23 protein-coding genes are annotated in these 22,597 nt (G+C 66.9%); 11 read left to right on the forward strand and 12 right to left on the reverse strand.

All coding sequences use genetic code 11. The features are described from left to right. Positions 1-11: 11 nt before the first annotated feature. From BTZ20_RS00560 to BTZ20_RS00575, 4 genes are all read right to left on the reverse strand, one after another. Complete coding sequence (locus BTZ20_RS00560; RefSeq protein WP_077040003.1) at positions 12-1,106, reverse strand: inositol-3-phosphate synthase; 1,095 nt, start codon at positions 1,104-1,106, stop codon at positions 12-14. Further along, positions 1,099-1,659 carry a PadR family transcriptional regulator gene (locus BTZ20_RS00565; RefSeq protein ID WP_027502104.1) on the reverse strand — a complete coding sequence of 187 codons (561 nt, stop codon included), beginning with the start codon at positions 1,657-1,659 and terminating at the stop codon, positions 1,099-1,101. The genes BTZ20_RS00560 and BTZ20_RS00565 overlap by 8 nt, the downstream gene beginning before the upstream one ends. Positions 1,660-1,787: 128 nt before the next feature. After that, the gene (locus BTZ20_RS00570; protein WP_077040004.1) at positions 1,788-2,573 is read right to left on the reverse strand and encodes a DUF1707 domain-containing protein; all 786 of its coding nucleotides are present in this window, start codon (positions 2,571-2,573) and stop codon (positions 1,788-1,790) included. 25 nt (positions 2,574-2,598) lie between these two features. Continuing rightward, positions 2,599-3,462, reverse strand: coding sequence for a DUF1707 domain-containing protein (locus BTZ20_RS00575; RefSeq protein WP_077040005.1), 864 nt, complete (start codon positions 3,460-3,462; stop codon positions 2,599-2,601). Positions 3,463-3,663: 201 nt separating this feature from the next. Here BTZ20_RS00575 and BTZ20_RS00580 point away from each other — a divergent pair, with 201 nt between their 5' ends. The 3 genes from BTZ20_RS00580 to BTZ20_RS00590 all read left to right on the forward strand — a co-directional run bounded on the left by BTZ20_RS00580 (position 3,664) and on the right by BTZ20_RS00590 (position 8,462). After that, positions 3,664-4,092, forward strand: coding sequence for a DUF5318 domain-containing protein (locus tag BTZ20_RS00580; RefSeq protein WP_027502101.1), 429 nt, complete (start codon positions 3,664-3,666; stop codon positions 4,090-4,092). A 518-nt stretch (positions 4,093-4,610) separates the two neighbouring features. Beyond that, positions 4,611-6,797, forward strand: coding sequence for a transglycosylase domain-containing protein (locus BTZ20_RS00585; RefSeq protein ID WP_411269098.1), 2,187 nt, complete (start codon positions 4,611-4,613; stop codon positions 6,795-6,797). A gap of 174 nt (positions 6,798-6,971) precedes the next feature. Continuing rightward, entirely contained in the window at positions 6,972-8,462 is a 1,491-nt protein-coding gene (locus tag BTZ20_RS00590; RefSeq protein ID WP_223263862.1) for a glycosyltransferase family 87 protein, read from the forward strand. Here BTZ20_RS00590 and BTZ20_RS00595 read toward each other — a convergent pair. Together BTZ20_RS00595 and BTZ20_RS00600 are read right to left on the reverse strand one after the other, a co-directional pair. Continuing rightward, a complete protein-coding gene (locus BTZ20_RS00595) occupies positions 8,452-9,036 on the reverse strand; it encodes a GNAT family N-acetyltransferase (protein ID WP_077040006.1) in 585 nt (194 codons plus the stop codon). The two genes, BTZ20_RS00590 and BTZ20_RS00595, sit on opposite strands and share 11 nt — an antisense overlap. Then, positions 9,033-10,415: a DUF2029 domain-containing protein gene (locus BTZ20_RS00600; protein ID WP_145982146.1), complete on the reverse strand. Its 1,383-nt coding sequence runs from the start codon at positions 10,413-10,415 to the stop codon at positions 9,033-9,035. The genes BTZ20_RS00595 and BTZ20_RS00600 overlap by 4 nt, the downstream gene beginning before the upstream one ends. Positions 10,416-10,602: 187 nt before the next feature. Between BTZ20_RS00600 and rpsF the strand changes: the two genes are divergently transcribed. From rpsF to dnaB, 5 genes are all read left to right on the forward strand, one after another. Continuing rightward, the gene (gene rpsF, locus BTZ20_RS00605; protein WP_027502097.1) at positions 10,603-10,890 is read left to right on the forward strand and encodes a 30S ribosomal protein S6; all 288 of its coding nucleotides are present in this window, start codon (positions 10,603-10,605) and stop codon (positions 10,888-10,890) included. 65 nt (positions 10,891-10,955) lie between these two features. Then, entirely contained in the window at positions 10,956-11,480 is a 525-nt protein-coding gene (locus BTZ20_RS00610; RefSeq protein ID WP_077040007.1) for a single-stranded DNA-binding protein, read from the forward strand. Positions 11,481-11,544: 64 nt separating this feature from the next. Continuing rightward, positions 11,545-11,787, forward strand: a complete 243-nt coding sequence (gene rpsR / locus BTZ20_RS00615) for a 30S ribosomal protein S18 (protein ID WP_027502095.1) — start codon at positions 11,545-11,547, stop codon at positions 11,785-11,787. A 13-nt stretch (positions 11,788-11,800) separates the two neighbouring features. Beyond that, entirely contained in the window at positions 11,801-12,256 is a 456-nt protein-coding gene (gene rplI / locus BTZ20_RS00620) for a 50S ribosomal protein L9 (protein ID WP_077040008.1), read from the forward strand. A gap of 538 nt (positions 12,257-12,794) precedes the next feature. Next, a complete protein-coding gene (gene dnaB / locus BTZ20_RS00625; protein ID WP_077043362.1) occupies positions 12,795-14,183 on the forward strand; it encodes a replicative DNA helicase in 1,389 nt (462 codons plus the stop codon). Positions 14,184-14,333: 150 nt separating this feature from the next. Here dnaB and BTZ20_RS00630 read toward each other — a convergent pair whose 3' ends face one another. After that, entirely contained in the window at positions 14,334-14,567 is a 234-nt protein-coding gene (locus BTZ20_RS00630) for a hypothetical protein (RefSeq protein WP_145982147.1), read from the reverse strand. Positions 14,568-15,189: 622 nt separating this feature from the next. On the opposite strand from BTZ20_RS00630, the gene vanR-O reads away from it, so the two are divergent. Both vanR-O and vanS-O read left to right on the forward strand, forming a co-directional pair. Further along, positions 15,190-15,882, forward strand: a complete 693-nt coding sequence (vanR-O, locus tag BTZ20_RS00635) for a vancomycin resistance response regulator transcription factor VanR-O (protein WP_077043363.1) — start codon at positions 15,190-15,192, stop codon at positions 15,880-15,882. Next, positions 15,875-16,975, forward strand: coding sequence for a vancomycin resistance histidine kinase VanS-O (gene vanS-O / locus BTZ20_RS00640; protein ID WP_077040010.1), 1,101 nt, complete (start codon positions 15,875-15,877; stop codon positions 16,973-16,975). The genes vanR-O and vanS-O overlap by 8 nt, the downstream gene beginning before the upstream one ends. On the opposite strand, the gene BTZ20_RS00645 is transcribed toward vanS-O, so the two are convergent. The 5 genes from BTZ20_RS00645 to vanH are packed head-to-tail and all read right to left on the reverse strand — an operon-like array spanning position 16,908 to position 21,394. Beyond that, positions 16,908-18,059: a UDP-N-acetylglucosamine--N-acetylmuramyl-(pentapeptide) pyrophosphoryl-undecaprenol N-acetylglucosamine transferase gene (locus BTZ20_RS00645; protein WP_077040011.1), complete on the reverse strand. Its 1,152-nt coding sequence runs from the start codon at positions 18,057-18,059 to the stop codon at positions 16,908-16,910. The genes vanS-O and BTZ20_RS00645 overlap by 68 nt on opposite strands. After that, positions 18,059-18,667 (reverse strand): hypothetical protein, encoded by a 609-nt coding sequence (locus BTZ20_RS00650; RefSeq protein ID WP_145982148.1) that lies wholly within the window; start codon positions 18,665-18,667, stop codon positions 18,059-18,061. Before BTZ20_RS00650 ends, BTZ20_RS00645 begins: the two co-directional genes overlap by 1 nt. 32 nt (positions 18,668-18,699) lie before the next feature. After that, positions 18,700-19,308, reverse strand: a complete 609-nt coding sequence (vanX, locus tag BTZ20_RS00655; RefSeq protein ID WP_077040013.1) for a D-Ala-D-Ala dipeptidase VanX — start codon at positions 19,306-19,308, stop codon at positions 18,700-18,702. Then, the gene (gene vanO / locus BTZ20_RS00660; protein WP_077040014.1) at positions 19,305-20,345 is read right to left on the reverse strand and encodes a D-alanine--(R)-lactate ligase VanO; all 1,041 of its coding nucleotides are present in this window, start codon (positions 20,343-20,345) and stop codon (positions 19,305-19,307) included. Before vanO ends, vanX begins: the two co-directional genes overlap by 4 nt. Next, positions 20,342-21,394: a D-lactate dehydrogenase VanH gene (gene vanH / locus BTZ20_RS00665; protein WP_083742863.1), complete on the reverse strand. Its 1,053-nt coding sequence runs from the start codon at positions 21,392-21,394 to the stop codon at positions 20,342-20,344. Before vanH ends, vanO begins: the two co-directional genes overlap by 4 nt. 712 nt (positions 21,395-22,106) lie before the next feature. Here vanH and BTZ20_RS00670 point away from each other — a divergent pair. Further along, a complete protein-coding gene (locus tag BTZ20_RS00670; protein ID WP_077040015.1) occupies positions 22,107-22,595 on the forward strand; it encodes a hypothetical protein in 489 nt (162 codons plus the stop codon). Positions 22,596-22,597 lie beyond the last annotated feature (2 nt).

A 22,597-nucleotide genomic window follows, 5' to 3' on the forward strand; every position in this document is an offset into this window, starting at 1 on the left:
TGGTGCGGGGACTATGCCTCGATGATGAACGCCTCGAGCTCGGCGCGGGCCTTGTCGTCGGCCATCTGGACCGGCGGGCTCTTCATCAGGTACGCCGACGCCGGGTAGACCGGTCCGCCGATGCCGCGGTCGAGCGCGATCTTGGCGGCGCGGACGGCGTCGATGATGATGCCTGCCGAGTTCGGCGAGTCCCAGACCTCGAGCTTGTACTCCAGGTTCAGCGGGGCGTCACCGAAGGCACGGCCCTCGAGACGGACGTACGCCCACTTGCGGTCGTCGAGCCACTCCACGTAGTCCGAGGGGCCGATGTGGACGTTGCGGTCGTGGACCTTGCCGGCGAGGGCACCGGTCAGGTTCGACGTCACGGCCTGGGTCTTGGAGACCTTCTTGGACTCCAGGCGCTCGCGCTCGAGCATGTTCTTGAAGTCCATGTTGCCACCGACGTTGAGCTGGTAGGTGCGGTCCAGCACGACACCGCGGTCCTCGAACAGCTTCGCCATCACGCGGTGGGTGATGGTGGCGCCGACCTGGCTCTTGATGTCGTCGCCGACGATCGGGATGCCGGCGTCCTTGAACTTGGCGGCCCACTCCGGGTCGGAGGCGATGAACACGGGCAGGGCGTTGACGAACGCGGCGCCCGCGTCGATCGCGCACTGGGCGTAGAACTTGTCGGCATCCTCGGAGCCCACCGGGAGGTAGGACACGACGACGTCGACCTTGGCCGCCTTGAGGGCCGCGACGACGTCGACCGGCTCGAGGTCGGAGACCTCGATGGTCTGGGCGTAGTACTTGCCGATGCCGTCGAGGGTCGGGCCCCGCTGCACGGTGACGTTGCTCGGCGGCACGTCGGCGATCTTGATGGTGTTGTTCTCGCTGGCGAGGATCGCCTCGGAGAGGTCGAAGCCGACCTTCTTGGCGTCCACGTCGAACGCGGCGACGAACTCGACGTCGCGGACGTGGTACTGACCGAACTTCACATGCATCAGGCCAGGCACGGTGGCCGTCTCGTCGGCGTCCTTGTAGTAGTGGACTCCCTGGACCAAGGACGAGGCACAGTTCCCCACGCCCACAATGGCCACGCGCACCGAGGTGCTGTTCTCACCCATGGTCGGGTTCTCCTTCTTTCTTGGGTACCGCTGTCGATGTTTGTTCGGCCACGATCAGCTCGTTGAGCCAGCGCACCTCGCGCTCGCTCGATTCGAGACCGAGCTGATGCAGCTGCCGGGTGTAGCGGTCGAGCGAACCGGTGGTCCGCCCGACGGCCTCACGGAGCCCCTCGCGGCGCTCCTCGACCTGACGTCGCCTGCCCTCGAGGATCCGCATCCGCGCCTCGGCGGGGGTGCGGCTGAAGAAGGCGAGGTGAACGCCGAAACCATCGTCCGTGTAGTTCTGCGGACCGGTGTCGGCGACCAGTTCGGCGAACCGCTGCCTGCCGGCAGGGGTCAGCTCGTATACGCGGCGGGCCCGTCGCATGGAGGCGCCCGTCGGCCCGGCGTCCTCGGCGATCAACCCGTCGGTCTGCATGCGGCGCAGTGTCGGGTAGAGCGAGCCGTAGGAGAAGGCGCGGAACGCGCCCAATAGGCCGGTCAGCCGCTTGCGCAGCTCGTATCCGTGCATGGGTGATTCGAGGAGCAGCCCGAGGATCGCGAGTTCGAGCATTACTGCACCTCCTGAGTCACCTATCGATTGATGCGACAGCAAACTATATCGCGCCGATATATAGGAGCGTACGGGAAGGCGCATTTGTGTGACAAGGCGTCACGTCTAGGCGTGCGGTCCGGGCTGGGCTAGTCCGTCGCGGGGTAGATCGAGAAGACCTCCCCGTCGAACCCCGCGGTTATGTGTCCGGACGTGCCCATCCGCCCGTCGGACAGGTACATCGACACCTCGGGGCCCTGGTCCCCGTTCTCGACGGACATGTGGATCGAATCCGGTGTGGCCACACCCAGCGTCTGCGGGGCGCCGAGCAGCAGCCCGACCACGGCCGGAATGTCGAGCCGGGCCAGATCGACTGGGACCGTCTTGGGATCCCGACCGGTGCGGGAATCGGGCTCCTGGAGTCCGTCCCGATAGTCGATGTCCTGGTACATGCCGGGTGCGCCCGGCTCGGCGCGCTTGATCCACGCGTACTCGGGATAGATCGTCGCCTCGTCGACCACCGCGTCGCCGTACCCGGCGCGCAGCTCGTCGATCATCTGGGCGAGCCCCGGCGCGGACAGCACGTTCTCGGGGCGGTCGGGAGCGTCCGCGTCGTCACCGCCGCCGATCGCGAAGTACACGACGGCGCCGAGCGCCGCGACGGCCCCGATGGCAATGGCGAGGCGCGGGCGGAGGCGAAGGCCGGGGCCGGTCGGCCGGATGGGCAGCGATCCCTTCAGCTTGTCCGGGATCTGCAGGTCCGACACCAGCGCGTCGAGCTCGGTGAGGGTCCGGGCGGACATCGCCGCCTTGGTGCGGTCGCGGTGCTCGAAGTCGGAGAGCTGGCCGTCGTCGTGGGCGGAGTCGAGGAGGCCGCACACGTCGACGCGGTCGGTGTCGCGGGCGCGCAGGCGCAGCGAGGAGTTGCTCGGCACCCGCCGAGCATACGAAGTGCCCCGTTTATCCGTGGGGTGAGTAGACGGACACGCGGGTTACCTCCCCCTTGGGACTCAGCTCCAGGGAGCCGCTCGCACCGGTCTCCTCGTTGTTCACGTTGATGGACACAGTCGGGTCGCCCCCATGGACCTGCATCCCGATGTAGCTGATCGTCCCGCCCGGCACCTGCACCGACTCGGCGGCGCCGAGGAGGTGGCCGGCCAGGGCGCCGAGGTCGACGCTCGCCAGGTCGAACGGCGGTTCGTCCCCGGAACGGCTGGACACGCTGTCGGGGTCGAAGCCGCCGCGGAAGGTGTAGTCCTGCTCGCTGCCCGGCTGGCCGGGCACCATCCGCGTGAGGTTGGTGTAGTCGCTGCGGAAGTACACGTCATAGACGAGGGTGTCACCGAACTTGTCCCGATAAATGCGGATGAAATCCTCGATGCCGGCCGCGGTGAGGGTGTCGATCGGCGCGACGACCCTCGGCGCGACATCGGCGTACTTGTCGGGAGCAGGCGGTGCGGGGTGATTCGGTGCCACCGGCGCGATTGGCGGGGCGGCCGCCGCGGGATCGGGGCCGTCCTGGTTGATCAGGACGAGCGTCACCGCAGCCGCGACCACGGCGGCGGCGACGCCTGCCAGCAGGACCCCACGGCGCGGCGGTGCGGGCCGGTCCGCCGCGGTGAGCGTGTCGGTCAGGGCCGTCGGCAGCTGCAGGTCGGTGACCAGTGACTCCAGCTCTCCGAGAGTTCTGGCGGACATGGCCGCGGCCGTGCGCGACTTGTGCTCGTCGAAATCGAGCTGGCCCTCGCCGTACCCGGCGTCGAGCAGCGTGCAGGTGTTCGAGCGGTCGATGTCCCGCGCTCGGGTCGTATTGCGGCTGGCCACGGTCGAAATGATAGGAGAAGCGGCGCGGCGGGGTCCGGCAGCCGGGTAGTGGCGCGATCGACAGTGCCGATTCGCGATCCGGCGCGGGCACGGCGCAGCCACTGGTGGGGCGGGGTGCGCCACGGGTGTCGGCCCGGCGTGTCGCAGCTCGCGCCGCCGCCAACCCGAGACCTCGCACGATTGCCCACGTACTCTGGTCACGTGCGATTGCAGCGGCAGGTGGTGGACTACGCGCTACAGCGGCGATCCCTGCTGGCCGAGGTCTACTCCGGCCGGACGGGTGTCGCCGAGGTGTGCGATGCCGGTCCCTACCTGCTGCGCGCGGCGAAGTTCCACGGCAGGGGCTCCGACGCGACCTGTCCGATCTGCAGGAAAGAACAGCTCACCCTCGTCTCGTGGGTGTTCGGCGACAGGCTGGGCCCGATCTCGGGCTCGGCGCGTACGTCGGAGGAGCTGGTTCGGCTGGCGACGACCCAGGAGGAGTTCTCCGTCCACGTCGTCGAGGTGTGCCGCACCTGCAGTTGGAACCACCTGGTGCAGTCGTATGTGCTCGGAGCGGCCCCCGCCCCGAAACGGGCTCGCCGCCCCTCGGGTGCGCGTGCGCCGAGTCGCCGCATTGCGAGTGAGTGAGCACCACCAACCCGCCGAACGATGTAACTGACACAGCCGTGTCTACGTGAGCACTGGAGATTCCTACGTGAGTTCCCCCTACGACAACATGCAGGGTGGTCGACCCGCCGGACAGCCGCGGCCGAGTGGCCCGCCACCGGGCGGCCGACCGCCGGGGTACTCACAGCCCAACGCTCAACCCGGATACCCGCAGGCCCGGCCCAACCAGGCGCCCGGGTACCCGCAGGGCGCGCCGCCGCGCCCCAACCAGGCCCCGGATATCCGCCGCCGAACCACGGGCAGGTCAACTATGCCGCGCGTGGTCAGGCGCCCCGTCCCGCGGCGCAGCGGCCGCCGGCCCAGCGCCCCCGGCGCAGCGGCCCGCCGCGCCCCGCACCGCGTCGGGTAGCGGCAACGGACCCGGCGGTCGTCCCCCGGCGGGCCCGCCGCCGAAGGGCAGGGGTGGCTCGTCCGGCGGTCAGCCGCCGAAGCCGCCGAAGAAGGGCGGCTCGAAGCGCTGGAAGATCATCCGCCGCACCGTGATCAGCCTTGTCGCCGTCGGACTGGTGGTGCCGTTGCTGGCGTTCATGGTCGCCTACACGGGCGCCGACGTGCCCAAGCCCGGCGACATCAAGACGAACCAGGTCGCCACGATCTACAACAGCGACGGCACCTCCGTGATCAGCACGATCGTCCCGCCGGAGGGCAACCGCACCGACGTCACCATCGATCAGATCCCGCCGCACGTGCGCAACGCCGTGCTCTCGGCCGAGGATCGGGACTTCTACACCAATCCCGGGTTCTCCGTCTCCGGCTTCGCCCGGGCCGCGCGAGACAATGTCCTCGGCAGGGAAGACGCGGGCGGTGGCTCGACCATCACCCAGCAGTACGTGAAGAACGCGCTGGTCGGTGACGAGCGCGCCCTCACCCGCAAGATGCGCGAGCTGGTCATCTCCTCGAAGATGGCCCGGCAGTGGTCCAAGGACGACATCCTTGTCGCCTACCTGAACACCATCTATTTCGGCCGCGGCGCATACGGCATCGCGGCGGCATCGAAGGCCTACTTCAACAAGCCGGTCGAGGAGCTCACGGTCGAGGAGGGCGCCGTGCTCGCGGCGAGCATCCAGCTGCCGTCGCTGCTCGACCCGGAGACGAACCCGACCGGCGCCGCAACCCGGTGGGGCTACGTCCTCGACGGCATGGTCAGTGCGAACACCCTCAGCGCCGGCGAGCGGGCGGGCGCCAAGTACCCGCACACGATCTCGCAGTCCGAGGTCGACAACGGCGTCTCGGCGAAGGGTCCTGACGGCCTGATCCGTAGCCAGGTGATCAAGGAACTCGCCGCGAACGGCATCAACGAGCAGGTCCTCAACACCGAGGGACTGCAGATCACCACGACCATCGACAAGCAGGCCCAGCAGGCCGCGGTCGACGCGGTCAACAACAACATGGAGGGCGAGAAGCCCGAGCTGCGCACTGCGGTCGTGTCGGTCGACCCGAAGACCGGCGGGGTGAAGGCCTACTACGGCGGCGCCGACGGCGCCGGCTTCGACTTCGCCCAGTCCGGGCTGCAGACCGGTTCGTCGTTCAAGGTGTTCGGTCTCGCGGCCGCGCTCGATGAGGGCATCCCCCTGTCGAAGATGTACGACAGCGGGCCGCTGACGATCGGCGGCATCACCATCACCAACGTCGAGGGCGAGTCCTGCGGCACCTGCACCATCGCCGAGGCGCTCAAGCGTTCGCTGAACACCAGCTTCTACCGGCAGATGATGTCCATCGAGAACGGCCCGGAGAAGATCGCGGACATCGCGCACAAGGCCGGTATCCCCGAGGAGATCCCCGGGGTGGTCGAGGGCATCACCCTGCAGGAGCCGAACGGGTCATCCGAGTACGGAATCGTGCTGGGCCAGTACCAGTCCCGGGTGATCGACATGGCATCCTCGTACGCGACCCTTGCCGCCTCCGGCGTCTACCGCGCGCCGCACTTCGTGCAGAAGGTCGTCACCGGCGACGGCACCGTGCTGCTCGATCGCGGGCCCGCGACCGCGGGCGAGGCCCGGCTCAAGCCCGCCGTCGCCGACAACGTCACCTCCGCCATGCAGCCGATCGCGGCCTACTCCCGCAACCACGGCCTGGCCGGTGGGCGTCCGTCCGCCGCGAAGACCGGCACCGCGCAGCTCGGCGACACCGGTGAGAACAAGGACGCGTGGATGGTCGGCTACACCCCGTCGCTGGCCACCGCCGTGTGGGTGGGCACCGAGCAGGGCCTGCCGCTGCAGAACAGCTACGGCGGACTGATGTACGGCTCGGGGCTCCCGTCCGACATCTGGAAGGCCACGATGGACGGCGCGCTCAAGGGCACCGACGTCGAGACCTTCCCGAAGCCCGAGGCGATCGCCGGTCAGGCAGGCGTGCCCGCGTACACAGCGCCGTACGTGCCGCCGAAGACCACGGCCGTCACGCCGAGCCCGACGCCTGCGCCGGGACTGACGCTGCCGCCGGTCATCATCACCCCGCGCCAGGTGGAGGTCCTGCCCGGCGTCACGATCCCGCTGCCGGGACTGGCACCGAAGCCGACCACACCGCCAGCGACGGTCGATCCGGGTCCGTCGCCGGGCCAGCCGACGCAGGAAGAGGTCGAGGCCGAGGAGGGTCTGAGCCCGGGAGCCAACGCGCAAGGGGCCGGGGGTAACCCGCAGGGAGCGCCGATCCGGCCGAACCGTTAGCCGATCGGTAACGTCACTGCGGTGGCCGAGCAACCTGACGACAGCACCGTGACGGTCGTGCCGCATGCTCCACCGCAGGAGCTTGCGGGCGGCGCGGTCATTGCCTCGCCGGGACCGTTGGCGGACGACTGCCGGTCCGTGGTGGACCGGGACCTGCCCGGGCGCACCGATCCGATGGTGGCCGAGCTCAGCGGCGTCATCGGCGGACCGGTCGGGCGGCACGCGCTCGTCGGCAGGACCCGCTTCCTCACCCCGCTGCGGGTGATCCTGCTGCTGGCGGTCGTCTTCCTCGCCCTCGGCTGGTCCACCAAGGCGGCGTGCCTCCAGCAGGCCCCGAACGGGCCAGGCGGTGCGCTCGGCCTGGACTGGAGCGGCAGCCGCCAGTACACCGCGCTGTGCTACTCGGACACGGTGCCGCTGTACGGCGCGGAACGGCTCGACGAGGGCGCCTTCCCGTACAAGAAGTCGTGGGAGGAGAAGTCCGGCGACGGGGCGACGCAGGTGCGGTACATGGAGTACCCGGTGCTCGCGGGGCTCTACCAATACGGCTCGATGAAGGTCGCCAAGGCCTGGGATGCGGTCTCCTGGTTGCCAGGGGCGCTGCAGGTGGTCCTCTACTTCAACGTGGTCGCGCTGGGATTGTCGCTGGCGTGGCTGGTCACGGTCTGGGCGACGGTGCTACTGGCAGGCAGGCGGGTCTGGGACGCCGCGCTGGTCGCGGTGTCCCCGCTGGTGGTGGTGCACGCGTTCACCAACTTCGACCCGCTGGCGACAGCCTTCGCGGCGGGCGGCCTGCTCGGTTGGGCGCGCAGGCGGCCGGTGCTGGCCGGCGTGCTGCTCGGGCTCGGCGGTGCCACCAAGATGTACCCGCTGCTGCTGCTCGGTCCGTTGCTGGTGCTGTGCCTGCGGACCGGCCGGATGCGGCCGTGGTGGCAGGCCGTGGCGGGCGCGGCCGCGGCCTGGCTGGTGGTGAATCTGCCCATCGCCCTGCTGTTCCCGGCCGGCTGGCGGGAGTTCTTCCGGCTCAACTCCGAGCGTGGCGCCGACCCGGACTCGATCTACAACGTGATCTCCTCGTTCACCGGCTGGACCGGTTTCGACGGTCCGCTGCCCGCCGGTGAGACGCCGACGAATCTGAACGCGGTGTCGCTGGTGCTGTTCGCCGCCGCCTGCGTTGGCATCGGATACCTGGCCCTGACCGCTGCCCGCAGGCCCCGCGTCGCGCAGCTGTGCTTCCTGGTGATCGCGGCCTTCCTGCTCACCAACAAGGTGTGGAGCCCGCAGTACTCGCTCTGGCTGGTTCCGCTCGCGGTGCTCGCGCTGCCGCATCGTCGAATCCTGTTGGCGTGGATGACGATCGATGCCCTCGTCTGGGTGCCGCGGATGTACTACTACCTGGGCGTCCAGAACAAGGGCCTGCCGGAGCAGTGGTTCACGGCGACGGTGATCGTCCGGGATGTAGCGGTCGTCGCGCTGTGCGTGCTGGTGATCCGGCAGATCCGCCGTCCCGAGCTGGACCTGGTGCGCGGCGGTGGGGTGGACGACCCGGTCGGCGGTGTCCTCGACGGCGCGCCGGACCGGCCGCCGGGATGGCTGCCGTCCTGGCTGTGCCCGCGGGAGCGACGCGGCACGCAGGCGTGGTCCGAGGCGCCGGCTATTCGCTGATCCGCGCCTCGAGTTGGGCGCGGGCGAGCGGCCAGTCGTCGTCGATCATCGAGAAAAGCGCTGTGTTCCGCCAACTTCCGTCCTGGCGGCGGCGGTGTTTGCGGAGCAGCCCCTCGAACTCGGCGCCGAGCTTGGCGATCGCGCCGCGCGAGTGCGCGTTGAGCTCGTCGGTGTGCCATTCGATTCGCACCGCGCCGAGGTCCTCGAAGGCCCGGCGCAGCAGCAGCAGCTTGGCCTCCGGGTTGATCCGGCCGCCCTGGGCGGAGCGGGAGAGCCAGGTGTAGCCGATCGCGAGCGACTGGTGCAGCGGGTCGATCTGGTAGTACGAGGTGGTGCCGACCACCACGCCGGTCGCGGTGTCGATCTGGACGTACGCCAGCCGCCGGGGGTCGTCGAGTGCGTGGGAGATGTATTCGGTTGCGTCCGAGACGCTTTCGATCGGTCGCCAGGTCCAGCGGAACAGCGTCGGGTCGTCCGCGGCCCGGTACAGGTCCTCGGCATGCGCGAGGGTCAGTGGCTCGAGGCGGACGTACTCGCCGGTGAGCGTGGGCTGTTCGAACCAGGGACCGGTCATGGTGCCGCCGTGAGGGCCGAATCCCGGTGACCGAGGCCGTGCCGCGGGCCCGCATCGGCGCCCGCGGCGTCCCATCGGGGGCGTGCCCGGAGGAAGACGAAGAACAGCACCACCAGCAGCGCCGCGCGGCCCCAGACGCCGAACTGCACGACGAACTCCATCACGGCCGCGTCCGATCCGGTCGCGAGCTCGTAGAAGTAGCGGAACACCCCGATCCCCATCGCCAGGTCGGCGAGCAGGTAGCCCCCGATCAGCGCCCACGGCACCCGCAGCAGCACCAGGAAGGGGATCAGCCACAGCGTGTACTGCGGCGAATGCACCTTGTGCAGCAGCATGAAGCCGCACAGCATCGCCGCGCTCACCGCGATCCACGGGTAGCTGCCCTCGCGGCGATACCGGCGCCAGCCGAGCCAGAGCGCCAGCGCGAACGACGCGGCGATGAGCAGCGGTGAGGCCACCGCGACGAAGGACGCGTAGGCGCTGTCCGGGCCCTCGACGCCGCCGAACAGCTGCCGCACACCCCAGTACCAGATCGAGTTGGTGGTGATGTCGGCCTGGCGATCGGACTGGAAGGTGAACGAGGCGAGCCACCCGGGGTAGCCGGCGAGCGCGAACGGCAGGTTGATCGCGATCACCGTGCCCGCCGCCGCGGCGGCCACCATCAGCGCGCCCTTGGGGTCGAACCGGCCCCGCACCGAGGCGGGCAGCTCGGCGCCACCGGCGCCACCGGTGAACACGAAGGCCATCAGCGGCAGCACGAACGCGCCCGGGTAGATCTTCAGGCACAGGCCGATCGCCAGCAGGACGGCGGCGCCGATCGCCCTGGTGCGCAGCGGGATCCGCTGGTAGTACACGACCACGAAGACCGCCGCTGTTGCGGCCGCGACGACCGGCAGCTCCCAGTTGTGGAAGGCGTACAGCACCAGGGGCGGGGCGGCCGCCCACAGCAGCGCAGGCCAGCCCGCGAGGCGGCCGAGCATCCACGCGGTTGCGAGGCCGAACGGCACCAGGATCAGCGCAGAGTTCAGCAGGAACTCGGCGTCGTTGTGTGCTCCGATCCCGCCGAGCCACATCAGCAGCCCGCTGAGCACGGGGTACTCGACGGTGCCGCCGGTCAGGAATCCGTCGGGCGTGATGCCGCCCGTGAGGTAGGGGAAGACGTGGTTGTCGATGTCGCGGCCGAGCCAGAGGAACTGGATGTCGGAGTAGCAGAAGTTGCTGTCCTTGATCCGGTCGAAGACGAGGCTGCGACCGTTCTCGGCGAACGGGGCGCCCGCGCACCTGGCCTTGTTCAGATAGCCGAGGGCGAGGGTGAGCCCGCACAGCAGCGTCACGGTGACCGCCACCGCCGGTGTCCCTGCCTGGGCGCGCGTCCGCATGGTTGTCAGCCTAGGTGGTCCCGGCCGCGGGAGGGATCCCTCCGCCCTCGCGGCCGTCGCCCGGACGGACGCGATTTCGCAGGTCAGGGGCCGCTCGTGTAACCTGCATGGGTTGCTGACGCAACGACCCTCCTGTCACGGATAGTCCGTGGCCGTTTCACTAGTCCATAGGAGGTGATGAGGTCTTATGCGTCATTACGAATTGATGGTCATCCTTGACCCCAGCCTGGACGAGCGCACCGTCGCTCCGTCGCTGGATACGTTCCTCAATGTTGTTCGCCAGGACGGCGGCAGTGTCGACAAGGTCGACGTTTGGGGTAAGCGCCGTCTCGCCTACGAGATCGCCAAGCACAGCGAAGGCATCTACGCGGTGATCGACATCAACGCGACCCCTGCCACCGTGAACGAGCTGGATCGTCAGCTCGGCCTGAACGAGTCGGTGCTCCGCACCAAGGTTCTGCGCCACAACAAGTGATTTCTGTCTGCGCGTGGCCCTAGGCTCGGCGCAACAGGATTCCACACACTGCAGGAGGAACCCACATGGCAGGCGACACCGTGATCACCGTCATCGGAAACTTGACGGCTGATCCCGAGCTTCGATTCACCCCCGCGGGGGCAGCGGTTGCGAACTTCACCGTCGCATCGACGCCCCGCACCTTCGACCGTCAGTCCAATGAATGGAAAGACGGCGAGGCGCTCTTCATGCGCTGCAACATCTGGCGTGAGGCCGCAGAGAACGTTGCCGAGTCCCTGACTCGCGGTTCTCGGGTGATCGTGAGCGGACGGCTCAAGCAGCGGTCCTACGAGACTCGCGAGGGCGAGAAGCGCACTGTCATGGAACTCGAGGTCGACGAGATCGGCCCCTCGCTCAAGTACGCCACGGCCAAGGTCAACAAGGCCAACCGCGGTGGCGGCGGAGGCGGCGGAGGGTTCAGTTCCTCGGGCGGTTCGGGCGGCGGACGCCCGGCTGCCAACTCCGGCGGCGACGACCCGTGGGGCAGCGCCCCGCAGGCGTCCGGCTCGTTCGGTGGCTCCGGTGGTGGAAACGACGAACCCCCGTTCTGATCCCCGCTCTGGCGACAGCGCCGGGATCTGATGCGAACGAACATTGAAAGTACGGAGAAAGACAATGCCGAAGCCGCCGTTGCGCGACAAGGTGATGAAGAAGAAGGTCTGCTCCTTCTGTAAAGAGAAGAACACGCAGATCAACTACAAGGACACGACGCTGCTGCGTAAGTACGTCAGCGACCGCGGCAAGATCCGCGCGCGCCGTGTCACCGGCAACTGCGTCCAGCACCAGCGGGACGTGGCCGTTGCCGTGAAGAACTCGCGTGAGGTCGCTCTGCTTCCTTACGTCTCGACGGCTCGCTAAGGAAAGGGAAGACATGAAGCTGATCCTCACTGCAGACGTGGACAACCTCGGTGCGCCCGGCGACACCGTTGAGGTCAAGGACGGTTACGGCCGTAACTACCTGCTGCCCCGCGGTCTCGCGATCGTCGCCACCCGTGGCGCCGAGAAGCAGGTCGAAGGCATCCGCCGTGCGCAGGAAGCCCGCGCCGTGCGCGGACTCGACCACGCCAAGGAGATCAAGGCCGCGATCGAGGGCCTCGAGAGCGTCTCGCTGACCGTCAAGACGGCCGGCGACTCGGGCAAGCTGTTCGGCTCGGTCACCGCCGCCGACGTTGCCGGCGCCATCAAGGCCGCCGGTGGCCCTGTCGTCGACAAGCGCAGCCTCGAGCTGCCGAAGGCGCACATCAAGGCGACCGGCAAGCACGCCGTGGTTGTGAACCTGCACCCCGACGTCGTTGCCAAGTTCCACCTGAACGTGGTCGCCGGCTAGTCCGACCCACGTTCGCCCTCGGGGCCCCGCGGACCTATGGTCTGCGGGGCCCCGAGTCGTTTGTGGATAACTTTCCGCCCGTTGTGACCTGGTCCCAAGACAAGCGTCCAGTTCGTGTGATCGATCACTGTGATGGAACTCATATTGCGAGGTCAGCGTGTTTCGGCAACACGCCCGGATGCCCAACCCGTGGGACACGCCGAAAGTATTTTCATCCACAGGTGTGTGAATAGGAAAAGGTACGATCACCTGCGCAGATGGAAGGTGGTCACACAGTTATCCTCAGGTTGTCCCCAGGGCGCTAACACTGGTCAACTGCGGTTTCCACAATTCATCCACAGTTGTGTACACAGTCCGTGTTGAACGAGCCGGTCCGGATGCCTAACGTCGTGCGCGCGCGTCCTGCGGCGGCGGTGCCGGACCCGATTTCTGGGGTCGGGATCAGCCTGTCGGTCCGGGCGCGTATGTATTGCGTGTGGACGCACCGGACGGCGTGGCCGACCGGGCGTCGAGGTTTGCGGGAGAGGACGGTTATCGCGTGGCGGTTGTCGATGATCGGGGTCACTCGGACTACTCGGAGCCGGCTGAGCCGCCCCGTGAGGATTTCGGGCGCCAGCCGCCACAGGACATGGCGGCCGAGCAGTCCGTGCTCGGCGGCATGCTGCTGAGCAAGGACGCGATCGCGGACGTGCTCGAGCGGCTGCGGCCCGGCGACTTCTACCGGCCCGCCCACCAGAACGTCTACGACGCGATCCTGGACCTGTATGCCCGCGGCGAGCCCGCCGACCCGGTGACTGTGTCGGCCGAGCTGGAGCGGCGTGGCGACCTGCGCCGGGTGGGTGGCGCACCGTATCTGGTGACGCTCACCCAGACGGTGCCGACCGCCGCGAACGCCGGCTACTACGCCGAGATCGTCGCGGAGAAGTCGATCCTGCGCCGCCTGGTCGAGGCAGGCACCCGGATCGTGCAGTACGGCTACGCCGGGTCCGAGGGCCAGGACGTGGCCGAGGTGGTCGACCGCGCGCAGGCCGAGGTCTACGACGTCACCGAGCGCCGCACCAACGACGACTTCGTTGCGCTCGAGGAGCTGCTCCAGCCGACGATGGACGAGATCGACTCCATCGCCAGCCGCGGCGGCCTCTCGCTCGGCGTGCCCACCGGGTTCACCGAGCTCGACGAGGTCACCAACGGCTTGCACCCCGGGCAGATGATCATCGTCGCGGCCCGCCCCGGTGTTGGTAAGTCGACCATCGGGATGGACTTCCTGCGGTCCTGCTCGATCAAGCACGGCATGGCCAGCGTCATCTTCTCCCTCGAGATGGGAAAGACCGAGATCGTCATGCGCCTGCTGTCGGCGGAGGCGAAGATCAAGCTCGCCGACATGAAGTCCGGCAAGATGAACGACGAGGACTGGACCAAGCTGGCGCGCCGGATGAGCGAGATCAGCGAGGCGCCGTTGTTCATCGACGACTCCCCCAACCTGACCATGATGGAGATCCGCGCGAAGGCGCGCCGTCTCAAGCAGAAGCACGACATCAAGCTGATCGTGCTCGACTACCTGCAGCTGATGTCGTCCGGCAAGAAGGTCGAATCGCGTCAGCAGGAGGTCTCCGAGTTCTCCCGAAGCCTCAAGCTGCTGGCCAAGGAGCTCGAGGTTCCGGTGGTCGCGATCTGTCAGCTCAACCGTGGTCCCGAGCAGCGAACCGACAAGCGCCCCATGGTGTCCGACCTCCGTGAGTCCGGCTCGCTCGAGCAGGACGCCGACATGGTCATGCTGCTGCACCGGCCCGACGCCTTCGAGCGGGACGACCCGCGTGGCGGCGAGGCCGACATCATCCTCGGCAAGCACCGTGGTGGCCCCACCGCCACGATCACGGTCGCGCACCAGTTGCACCTGTCGCGGTTCGTGGACATGGCGCGGGGCTAGCACAGACACCGAATATTGAGACAGAATTCGGACATGTTGAGATGTTGAGACAAGAACCTGAGGTTTTGTGATCCGATGAGACGGACGTGTCCCGAATGACCAGCAGGTGAGGTTGTCTCCGGTCCAGTTGCGTTGACTCGCTGATACCGGTTACGGCTGGCCGGGTGCGATCCCGAGTGCCGCCCGGAGCTGGCCATGCAGTTCGCGTGCATCTTCCTGGTATGTAACCGAGGCGCCGTAGAGCACCTCGAACGCGGCCTGCCTCGGGTCCGGCTTTGCGGCCGCGAAGATCGTGGGGAGCGCAAACGCGGGACGGCTGATCGGACCCATGTCGAACGGGTCGAACTCCCCGATGGAGTAGATCACGCCCTGTCTGTTACTCACACGGTCCGGCGCTTCTCGTCGGCGCTCGGCCTCGAAGTGTGCGGATGTTTGCCACCTTCGCCGGCGACCTCCGTTCTCCGCGATGCAGGAATCCACCCCGACGAACTGATCTCATGGCAGGCCGCACCGTTGTCTGTGAACCTCAAGCGACGTGCTCGTACACAGCTTGCTCAGTGGCCAGCATTCGCGAAGGTGTGCGCCTCGCTAGAGCTGGATGCCGTCGTTCGCGGCTGCGAGCATGGCCTGGAGTAGTGCTGGCTGAGGTTCGCTATGCCAGGGTGCTGGCCATCGAAGACTGTCGCGCCGTCGGGGAGGGCTCCGTCAGATTCAGTCATGTCGCCATCGGCATCGGTCCGCGTATCTCTGGTGCCGCCTACCTCAGACCCGCACTGCACCAGGTCCAGTCGTCCCCGATGGCGATGCCGACCGGTCGACGACGATCCCGACGGTTACAGCGAAGATGACGAGGACCAGGCCGACAATGGTCGGTCTGGGAGTCCTGCGGGTCTTCGGTCGTGCTGCGGTCTGGCCCATACTGCTCAATCAAGGTAATGCGCTGTTGCCAGCCCGAAGGCGATTTTTGATACGCCGGCGATATACGCGGCCGCCTAACATGTCGAGCATGCGTGTGTTGGTCGTCGAGGACGAGCGGTTCATGGCGGAAGCCATCCGCGATGGGCTGCGCCTGGAAGCGATCGCGGCCGACATCGCAGGTGATGGGGACACTGCCTTGGATCTGTTGGGCGTCAACGCCTACGACATCGCCGTCCTCGACCGTGATATCCCCGGCCCCTCCGGTGACGAGATCGCCCAGCGCATCGTCGCTTCCGGTGGCGGCATACCAATCCTGATGCTCACTGCCGCGGACCGGATGGACGACAAGGCCTCCGGGTTCGAGCTCGGTGCCGACGACTACCTCACCAAGCCGTTCGAGCTGCAAGAGCTCGTGCTCCGTCTCCGGGCACTCGACCGCAGGCGCGCGCACAGCAGGCCGCCCGTGCGGGAGATCGCTGGTCTGCAGCTGGACCCGTTCCGTCGCGAGGTCTACCGGGACGGCCGGTACGTCGCGCTGACCCGGAAGCAGTTCGCGGTGCTCGAAGTTCTCGTCGCTGCCGAGGGCGGTGTGATCAGCGCCGAGGAGTTGCTGGAGCGGGCGTGGGACGAGAACGCCGATCCGTTCACGAATGCCGTGCGCATCACGGTCTCGACGTTGCGCAAGCGGCTCGGCGAACCGTGGCTGATCGCCACGGTGCCGGGGGTCGGGTACCGCATCGATACCGAACCGGACGCCAGGGGCGGCGGCGACGGTGGATAGAGCGCCTGGGTTGGGCGTTCGCCTCAAACTCACTCTCAGTTATGCCGGGTTCCTCATGCTCGCTGGTGTCTTGCTCCTTGCAGCGGTTTGGGTCTTCCTGCTGAGAGGGCGGTCCACGAATTTCCAATTCCCTGATCTGGCCGACTTTGCCCGGGTCTTCGACCCGAGCAACTTCGGTCCCGTGGTGTTTGTCCCAGCAGCGATCTTGGCGCTCGGGTTCTTGCTGGTGTTCGGCCTTGTGGGTGGTTGGATTCTCGCAGGCCGAATGCTTGCCCCGTTGACGCGCATTACGCGCGCCGCGCGGGAGGCGGGGAGTGGCTCGCTGTCGTACCGGATCGAACTGGAGGGACGCAACGACGAGTTCCGTGAACTTGCCGATGCCTTCGACGCCATGCTCGCACAGCTCGAAGCACGAGACGCCGCGCAGCAGCGATTCGCCGCCAACGCCTCCCACGAGCTGCGCACCCCGCTGGCGATCACAAAAACCCTTCTCGATGTCGCCCGCAACGATCCGAACCGCGACGGCGGCGAGCTCGACGAACGCCTCCGCGCTGTCAATGCACGAGCGATCGAGCTCACCGAGGCATTGCTCCTGCTCAGCCGTACCGACCAACGGTCCTTCAGCAGAGAAGACGTCGATCTGTCGCTCATCGCGGAAGAAGCCGCCGAGACGCTCCTCCCGTTCGCGGAGAAGCACGGCGTCAGCATCGAGACCTCCGGGGACATCGCGCCGGTCATCGGCTCACACGCACTCTTGCTGCAGTTGACTACGAACCTTCTGCACAATGCGATCGTCCACAACGTCCCCGAGCACGGCAGGGTGCAGATCAGCACCGCCATCGGCCCCGAGTCCGTCATGCTCACGGTCGAGAACACCGGCGACAAGCTCAGTCCACAGTTGGTCTCGACACTCACCGAGCCGTTTCAGCGCGGCACTGCTCGCACCCGCGGGGACGATGCGAGGGTGGGCCTTGGCCTGGCGATCGTCAAGAGCATCACTCAGGCACACGACGGATCCCTCACGCTCAGCCCCCGAGCTGCCGGCGGGCTCTCCGTCGCAGTGCGACTGCCCGCCGCTCAGCGACGACCGTAAGCACGTGCCGGGCCAGCAGCGAACCCACGTCGGGTGCGCCGGCTGCCAACGCATGAGCCGACATCACCGCTCTCCGCTCGGTATCGGCGAGCAGCGGGATCAGAGTGGTTTCGATCCATCCGGCGTTGAGATCGGAATCGTCGACGATCACTGCCCCGCCGGCAGCAACGACCGCCTCGGCGTTCAAGCGCTGCTCACCGCCGCGCAGCGGCAGCGGCACATAGGCGGCCGGTAAGCCGACAGCGGCGAGTTCGGCGCACGTCATCGCCCCCGAGCGGCAGATCGCGAAGTCGGCTGCGGCGTAGGCGTACTGCATCTCATCGACGTACGGGACGACGACGTAGGGCGGGTCGCCGGGGTCGCCGTCGGGCGGCTCGACTATGCGCTGTGGCCCGGTGATGTGCAGCACCTGCACGCCGGCCGCCCGCAACGCTGTTACAGCGCCGGCCACGGCGGCGTTGATCGCTTGAGCTCCCTGCGAACCGCCAGTGACCATCAGTACCGGCTCGTCCAGGCGCAGGCCGAACCGTTGCCGAGCCGCCTCGCGCAGCGCGGCCCGGTCGAGCCTGGTGATCGCCGGCCGCAGCGGGATGCCGATCGCGCTGGCGTGAGCCAGGTGGACACGGGGCGCGGCGGTAAATACGTGGGTCGTCATCCGGGCCGCCAGTCGGTTCGCCACTCCAGGCCGGGCATTCGCCTCATGGACGACGATCGGCATTCCTCGTTGGCGTGCGGCAATATAAGCGGGCATGGCCACGTAGCCCCCGAAGCCCACCACGACCTCGGCCCGCACGCGGTCGAGTACGGCTCCGGTCGCCCGGACGGAGTCGCGCAGTCTGCCCGGCGTGTGCAGCAGGTCGCGGCTCAGCTTGCGCGGCAGTGGCACAGGCGGGATAAGTTCGAGCGAATAGCCGCGGGCAGGGATGAGCGTGGTGTCCAGGCCACGGACAGTGCCGAGCGCGGTGATCTCGGCCGTGGGCTCCAGCAGGCTCAGCGCGTCGGCGAAGTTCATCGTGGGCTCTATGTGCCCGGCCGAATGGCCGCCCGCGACAACGACGCGCGGTGCGGGTTCGCCAGCCAGCATCACGATGCCCCTCTGACCAAGATTCCTCGGTTGGCATGAAACCGCTCGAACACATGCATGGGCAGCGATGCAGAGTCTGAATTGTGGGAGTAGCCCGACGGATTATGAAACCGCACCACTCCATCATCGACTGCATAGATCAGCACAAGATGGCCTCCTCGTCGCGGCTCGTAGGTGTTGGGATCGCGAATCTCGGGTGATACCGAAGCGATCATGACCTGGCCGGGCCGCAGCTCTCGGGCCGATACCTGAATCGGGGTGTGCTCGACCAGTTGGCAGTCGAATCCGAATTGTGTGCTGACCCACGCCATGAATGGCCTGTAGAGCAGGCCGTGGACCTTGCCCGAAGGCTCCACCACATAGCAACCCCACTCGACGGCCAGCGCAAGGAGTTCGCCTATCGACAGTCGGACGTCAGTCCAGCCGTGGAGCAGCGACTGGAGACACGCCAAGCCGCAGACCTTGCGAGACCAGAACAGGTACTCCTCACGCGAGGGATATCCGTCGGAGGCCCAGTCGTGCAGTTTCGATGGATCGGTGTGTCGCAAGAAGACCTCCAGCCCCGATGGGCCAGTGCGCCGCATCACGACCTCGTCGTTGTTCGCCAAACGCCCCCACTGCGAGACACAATGGAGACCCATCACGTGATCGGAAAGTCGAAGTAGACATCTGGATATGGTTCGCGTTTCAGCGTGTAGTGCCACCACTCGCAGTCGTACCGATCAAATCCGCAGTCCTCCATGATGGAACGAAGAAGCTCACGATTCTTGGACTCGATTGGCTTGATTCCTCGCGCTCGATGACCTGAGATCGGGTCCATGAGGTCGTGGTCGCCACCCATAGGAGCAAGTTCACCGGTCGCAAGGTGATAGAGCGTCAGGTCAACGGCGCCGCCCCTACTGTGGCCCGACTGGGTTGCCACGTATCCCTTTTCGAGCATCTCGGGTCTGTCGATATTGGGATAATGCCGCTGCTTCGTCTGGCCATCCTCCGGCTGTTCTGACCAGCGTAGGAAGCTGTCGACGGCGCGTCGAGGACGGTAGCCGTCCCAGAGAAGCAATCCGAAGCCGAGGGAAGCTGCCTTCTCGCGTACTTGCGCGAGGGCCGCGCACAAAGCCCGGGTGCCGACGATCCGATTCGCGAGGTAGCCGTCTACCGGTTTGCCGGTGAAGTTGTCCCACGTGGCGTACTTGGCATCCCAGCGGACTCCGGGCACCCAGTCGTCGACGTAGACGAAGTCGTCGTTCATCGCTTCTTCCCGTGCATTGTCATCGAGATGAGCCGGTCGATCATGTCGGAGATCGGCAGTCCCGCGGCGGCCATCATCCGCGGGTACCGGCTGTACGACGTCATACCGGGCATGGTGTTGACCTCGTTGAGGACCACCCGCCCGTCGTCGGTGAGGAACATGTCAACACGGGCAAGTCCCTTACAGCCCAGGGTGCGGTAGATGACCTTTGCGGTCTCTTGGACGAGTCGGCGCGATTCGTCGGAGATGTCGGCGGGAACGATGAACGTCGAGTTCTCCGATCCGGTTTCGGGTGAGTCCTCCTGGTGGATCCTGAAGAATCCGTGCGAGAGGTCGACGCGGTCCACCTCCCCAGTGATCAGGCCGAATAGTTCACCCATGACCGCGCAGCCGATCTCGCTGCCGGCCACGGCTTCTTCGATCAGGACCTTCGAGTCGTACTGTCGCGCCGCGCTCAGCGCGTTCGGCAGCTCGTCTTCACGGGTGACCTTGCTGACGCCGAAAGATGAACCCGAACGGGCCGGCTTCACGAAGACCGGATAGCGAAGATGATCGGCGTCGACCTTCTCGTTCTCCGCGACAACCCAAAAGGTCGGCGTGGCGATTCCCGCGCTCTTGGCCACGGTGTAGGCCAGGGCCTTGTCCATGCACACAGCCGAGCCCTGGATGTCGCAGCCGACGTAGGGGATGCCGGCGAGCTCCAACAGGCCTTGGATCGCGCCGTCTTCGCCGAGCTTGCCGTGAAGTACGGGGAAGACGAGGTCGAGGCGCACGGTTTCGTAGCCCCCCTGCTCCATGACCAGCAGGCCGTGCACACTTCGATCGGGTGACAGCACGGCGGGACGGGCGCTGCGATTCTCCCAATCCGCGTCGGGGCCGTCACAGAGCTTCCACTCGCCGCCGGTCGTGATGCCGATCCAGAACGGTTCGTACTTCTCCGTGTCGAGATTTCTTGCCACCTCTCGCGCCGACTTGATGGAGACGGGATGTTCTTCGGAAGCCCCTCCGAAGATGACCCCGACCTTCAATCTGCTCATGCTGTTCTCCCACTTTCGAAGTTGAGGCAGTTGACGAGGCTGTTTTCGACGGTGTCGTTCAGGGCGTGGTCTGTGTAGTAGGCGGAGTGCGGACTGATCAGCACATTCGGCAGGCGCTGTAGCCGCACCAGGGCCTTGTTCTCGATGAGCCTTCTTCTGCAGTCGGCGTAGAAGATCCCTTCCTCTCCTTCGACGACATCGAGCGCCGCGCCGCCCAACCGGCCGCTCTCCAATGCGGAGAGGAGGGCCTCGGTATCGAGCAGCGGTCCGCGACCCGTGTTGACGATGTACGCGCCGTACTTCATCTGGTCGATGCGTTGGCGATCGAGGAGATGGTGTGTGTCCGCGGTGAGTGGAGTGTGGAGCGTGACAATGTCGCTCTGCCGCAGCAGTTCATCGAGCGGAACGTAGTCGGCGGAGGCGTGAGGCCTGCTGTCATGTGCCAGCACGTGGCAGCCAAATCCCTGCAGCCGGTCGATGACTGCTGTGCCGATACGCCCTGTTCCGATCACCCCGACGGTCAAGTCGCGCAGCTCCCTGCCGCGCGTGTCATTCAGCCGGTAATCATGCGTATCGGCGCGGCGGACAATTGATTTCGCGTGGCGTACGGTCATCAGCATCAACATCAGTGTGTAGTCGCCCACGCTGTCGGGCGAGTAGTCGACGTTGCCGACCGAGATGCCGATGCTCGCCGCGAATTCCACGTCGATGTGGTTGTACCCGACGCTTCTGGTGGAGATGTACTCCACTCCTACTCGGCTCAGCGCCAGCAGCGTGGAATTGTCGATCTGCGTCTTGTGGCTCACGCTGATGCATCGGTTGCCACGCGCCAGTTCAGCGTTGGTTTCACTGACCGCTTCCTCGGTGATGCTTGGCGTTAGCCCGAGACGGGTTCCCATCTCGCGGAACAAAACGGCTTCGTCGTGACCGCATCCGAAAACTCTGACCCCAGTGGTCGGGACGGCCGAGGGTGACGAATCGTCGAGCGCTCGGATGCGCCGCTCCGCGATCACTTCGCTGTTGATCAAACCCAGGTCGCTGTAGGACATGCCGAAAGTCAAGACAACGCGGTGTTGCCAGCGCGTATGCAATTTTCGATATGCGGACGATATGCCGCCCGTGGGGTTGCGTTCGGAAGCGGCATGCGCGGAACAAAACAGCGGCAAGATGTCCGCGCTGGCGCCGTAGCCTGAAGGAGCTCGCGCTCACGAGTTACGCTCACGAGTTTATGTGAGCGCGGCGGCGACCTCGTCAAGGCGGGCCCCGCGGGAGGCCTTGACGAGCACTACGTCTGCGCGGGCTGCGGCGTACTCCCCGACGGCGTGGTGTTCGGCCCGTGTAGACCGCGATGAATCCGCCGGCGACGAGTCCAAACGCAACCCAGCCTCACCCTGGAACGCAAGCTGTATGCCTGCTGGCGACGACGTCACCGTTTCAGCGCGCCCGCCCGCCAACTGCTCGACATCGCCACCACCAACGAACAGGCCAATAGCTAAGTCGCTCAGCCTGTTCCGGGAACGCCGAACTGACAGGTCTATGCGCTCAGATGAGCCGCGTCGGTGCATGACTATGTCGGCAGCGGTCTCGCACGGGTTTGATGCGGGGCGGTCCGGCGCTCGCCGGCAAGTTCGACGACTTCCGCGAATGGCGTGACCGCGTGGTCGCGCAGTACGCGGACGGGCGGACGGCGAGTAGCCCGCGCCAACCCGGCGGCTTCTCGATCCGGGGAACCGCCGTCCCCGGGTCGCTAGGCTGTCGCAAATGTCGATGAACTTCATGCTGGGCTTCGTGCCGAACACCGACCTCTCGGCCTTCGGAGCGGGCGCCGAATCGATCATCGATTTCGACGACGCGAGCCGCAGCACCGCGGCAGGTCCGTCGGCCGCGCAGGTCGGCGCGCACGTGGTGCTCGTGGATCCCGGTCTCGATCTCCAGCAGCTTCCGCAGCTCTCCGAGCCGCCCGCGGGAACGGTGCTCGTCACCCTCGGTGGCACGAGCGACGTCTACGTGATCCAGTCGTTCGGCGACGACCCCCGCCTCCGAGTGCTCGCCGAGCGCGAGGTCGCCGAAGACCTCGGCGCCCCGATCGACGCCGAGGCGGTGTTCGAGACCGAGGACGACCCGGAGGACGCGCACCTGGAGTTCGTCTGCCGCCTCGCCCGGATCACGGTCGATGAGCTGTGGAACCTCGAGTGGGCGCCGCTCGCGTCGGGCAGGGGCGGGTTCTTCGGTCGTCTCTTCGGTCGCTGAGG

Source organism: Rhodococcus sp. MTM3W5.2 (assembly GCF_001984015.1).
In the GTDB taxonomy this organism is placed as follows: domain Bacteria; phylum Actinomycetota; class Actinomycetes; order Mycobacteriales; family Mycobacteriaceae; genus Rhodococcus_G; species Rhodococcus_G oryzae.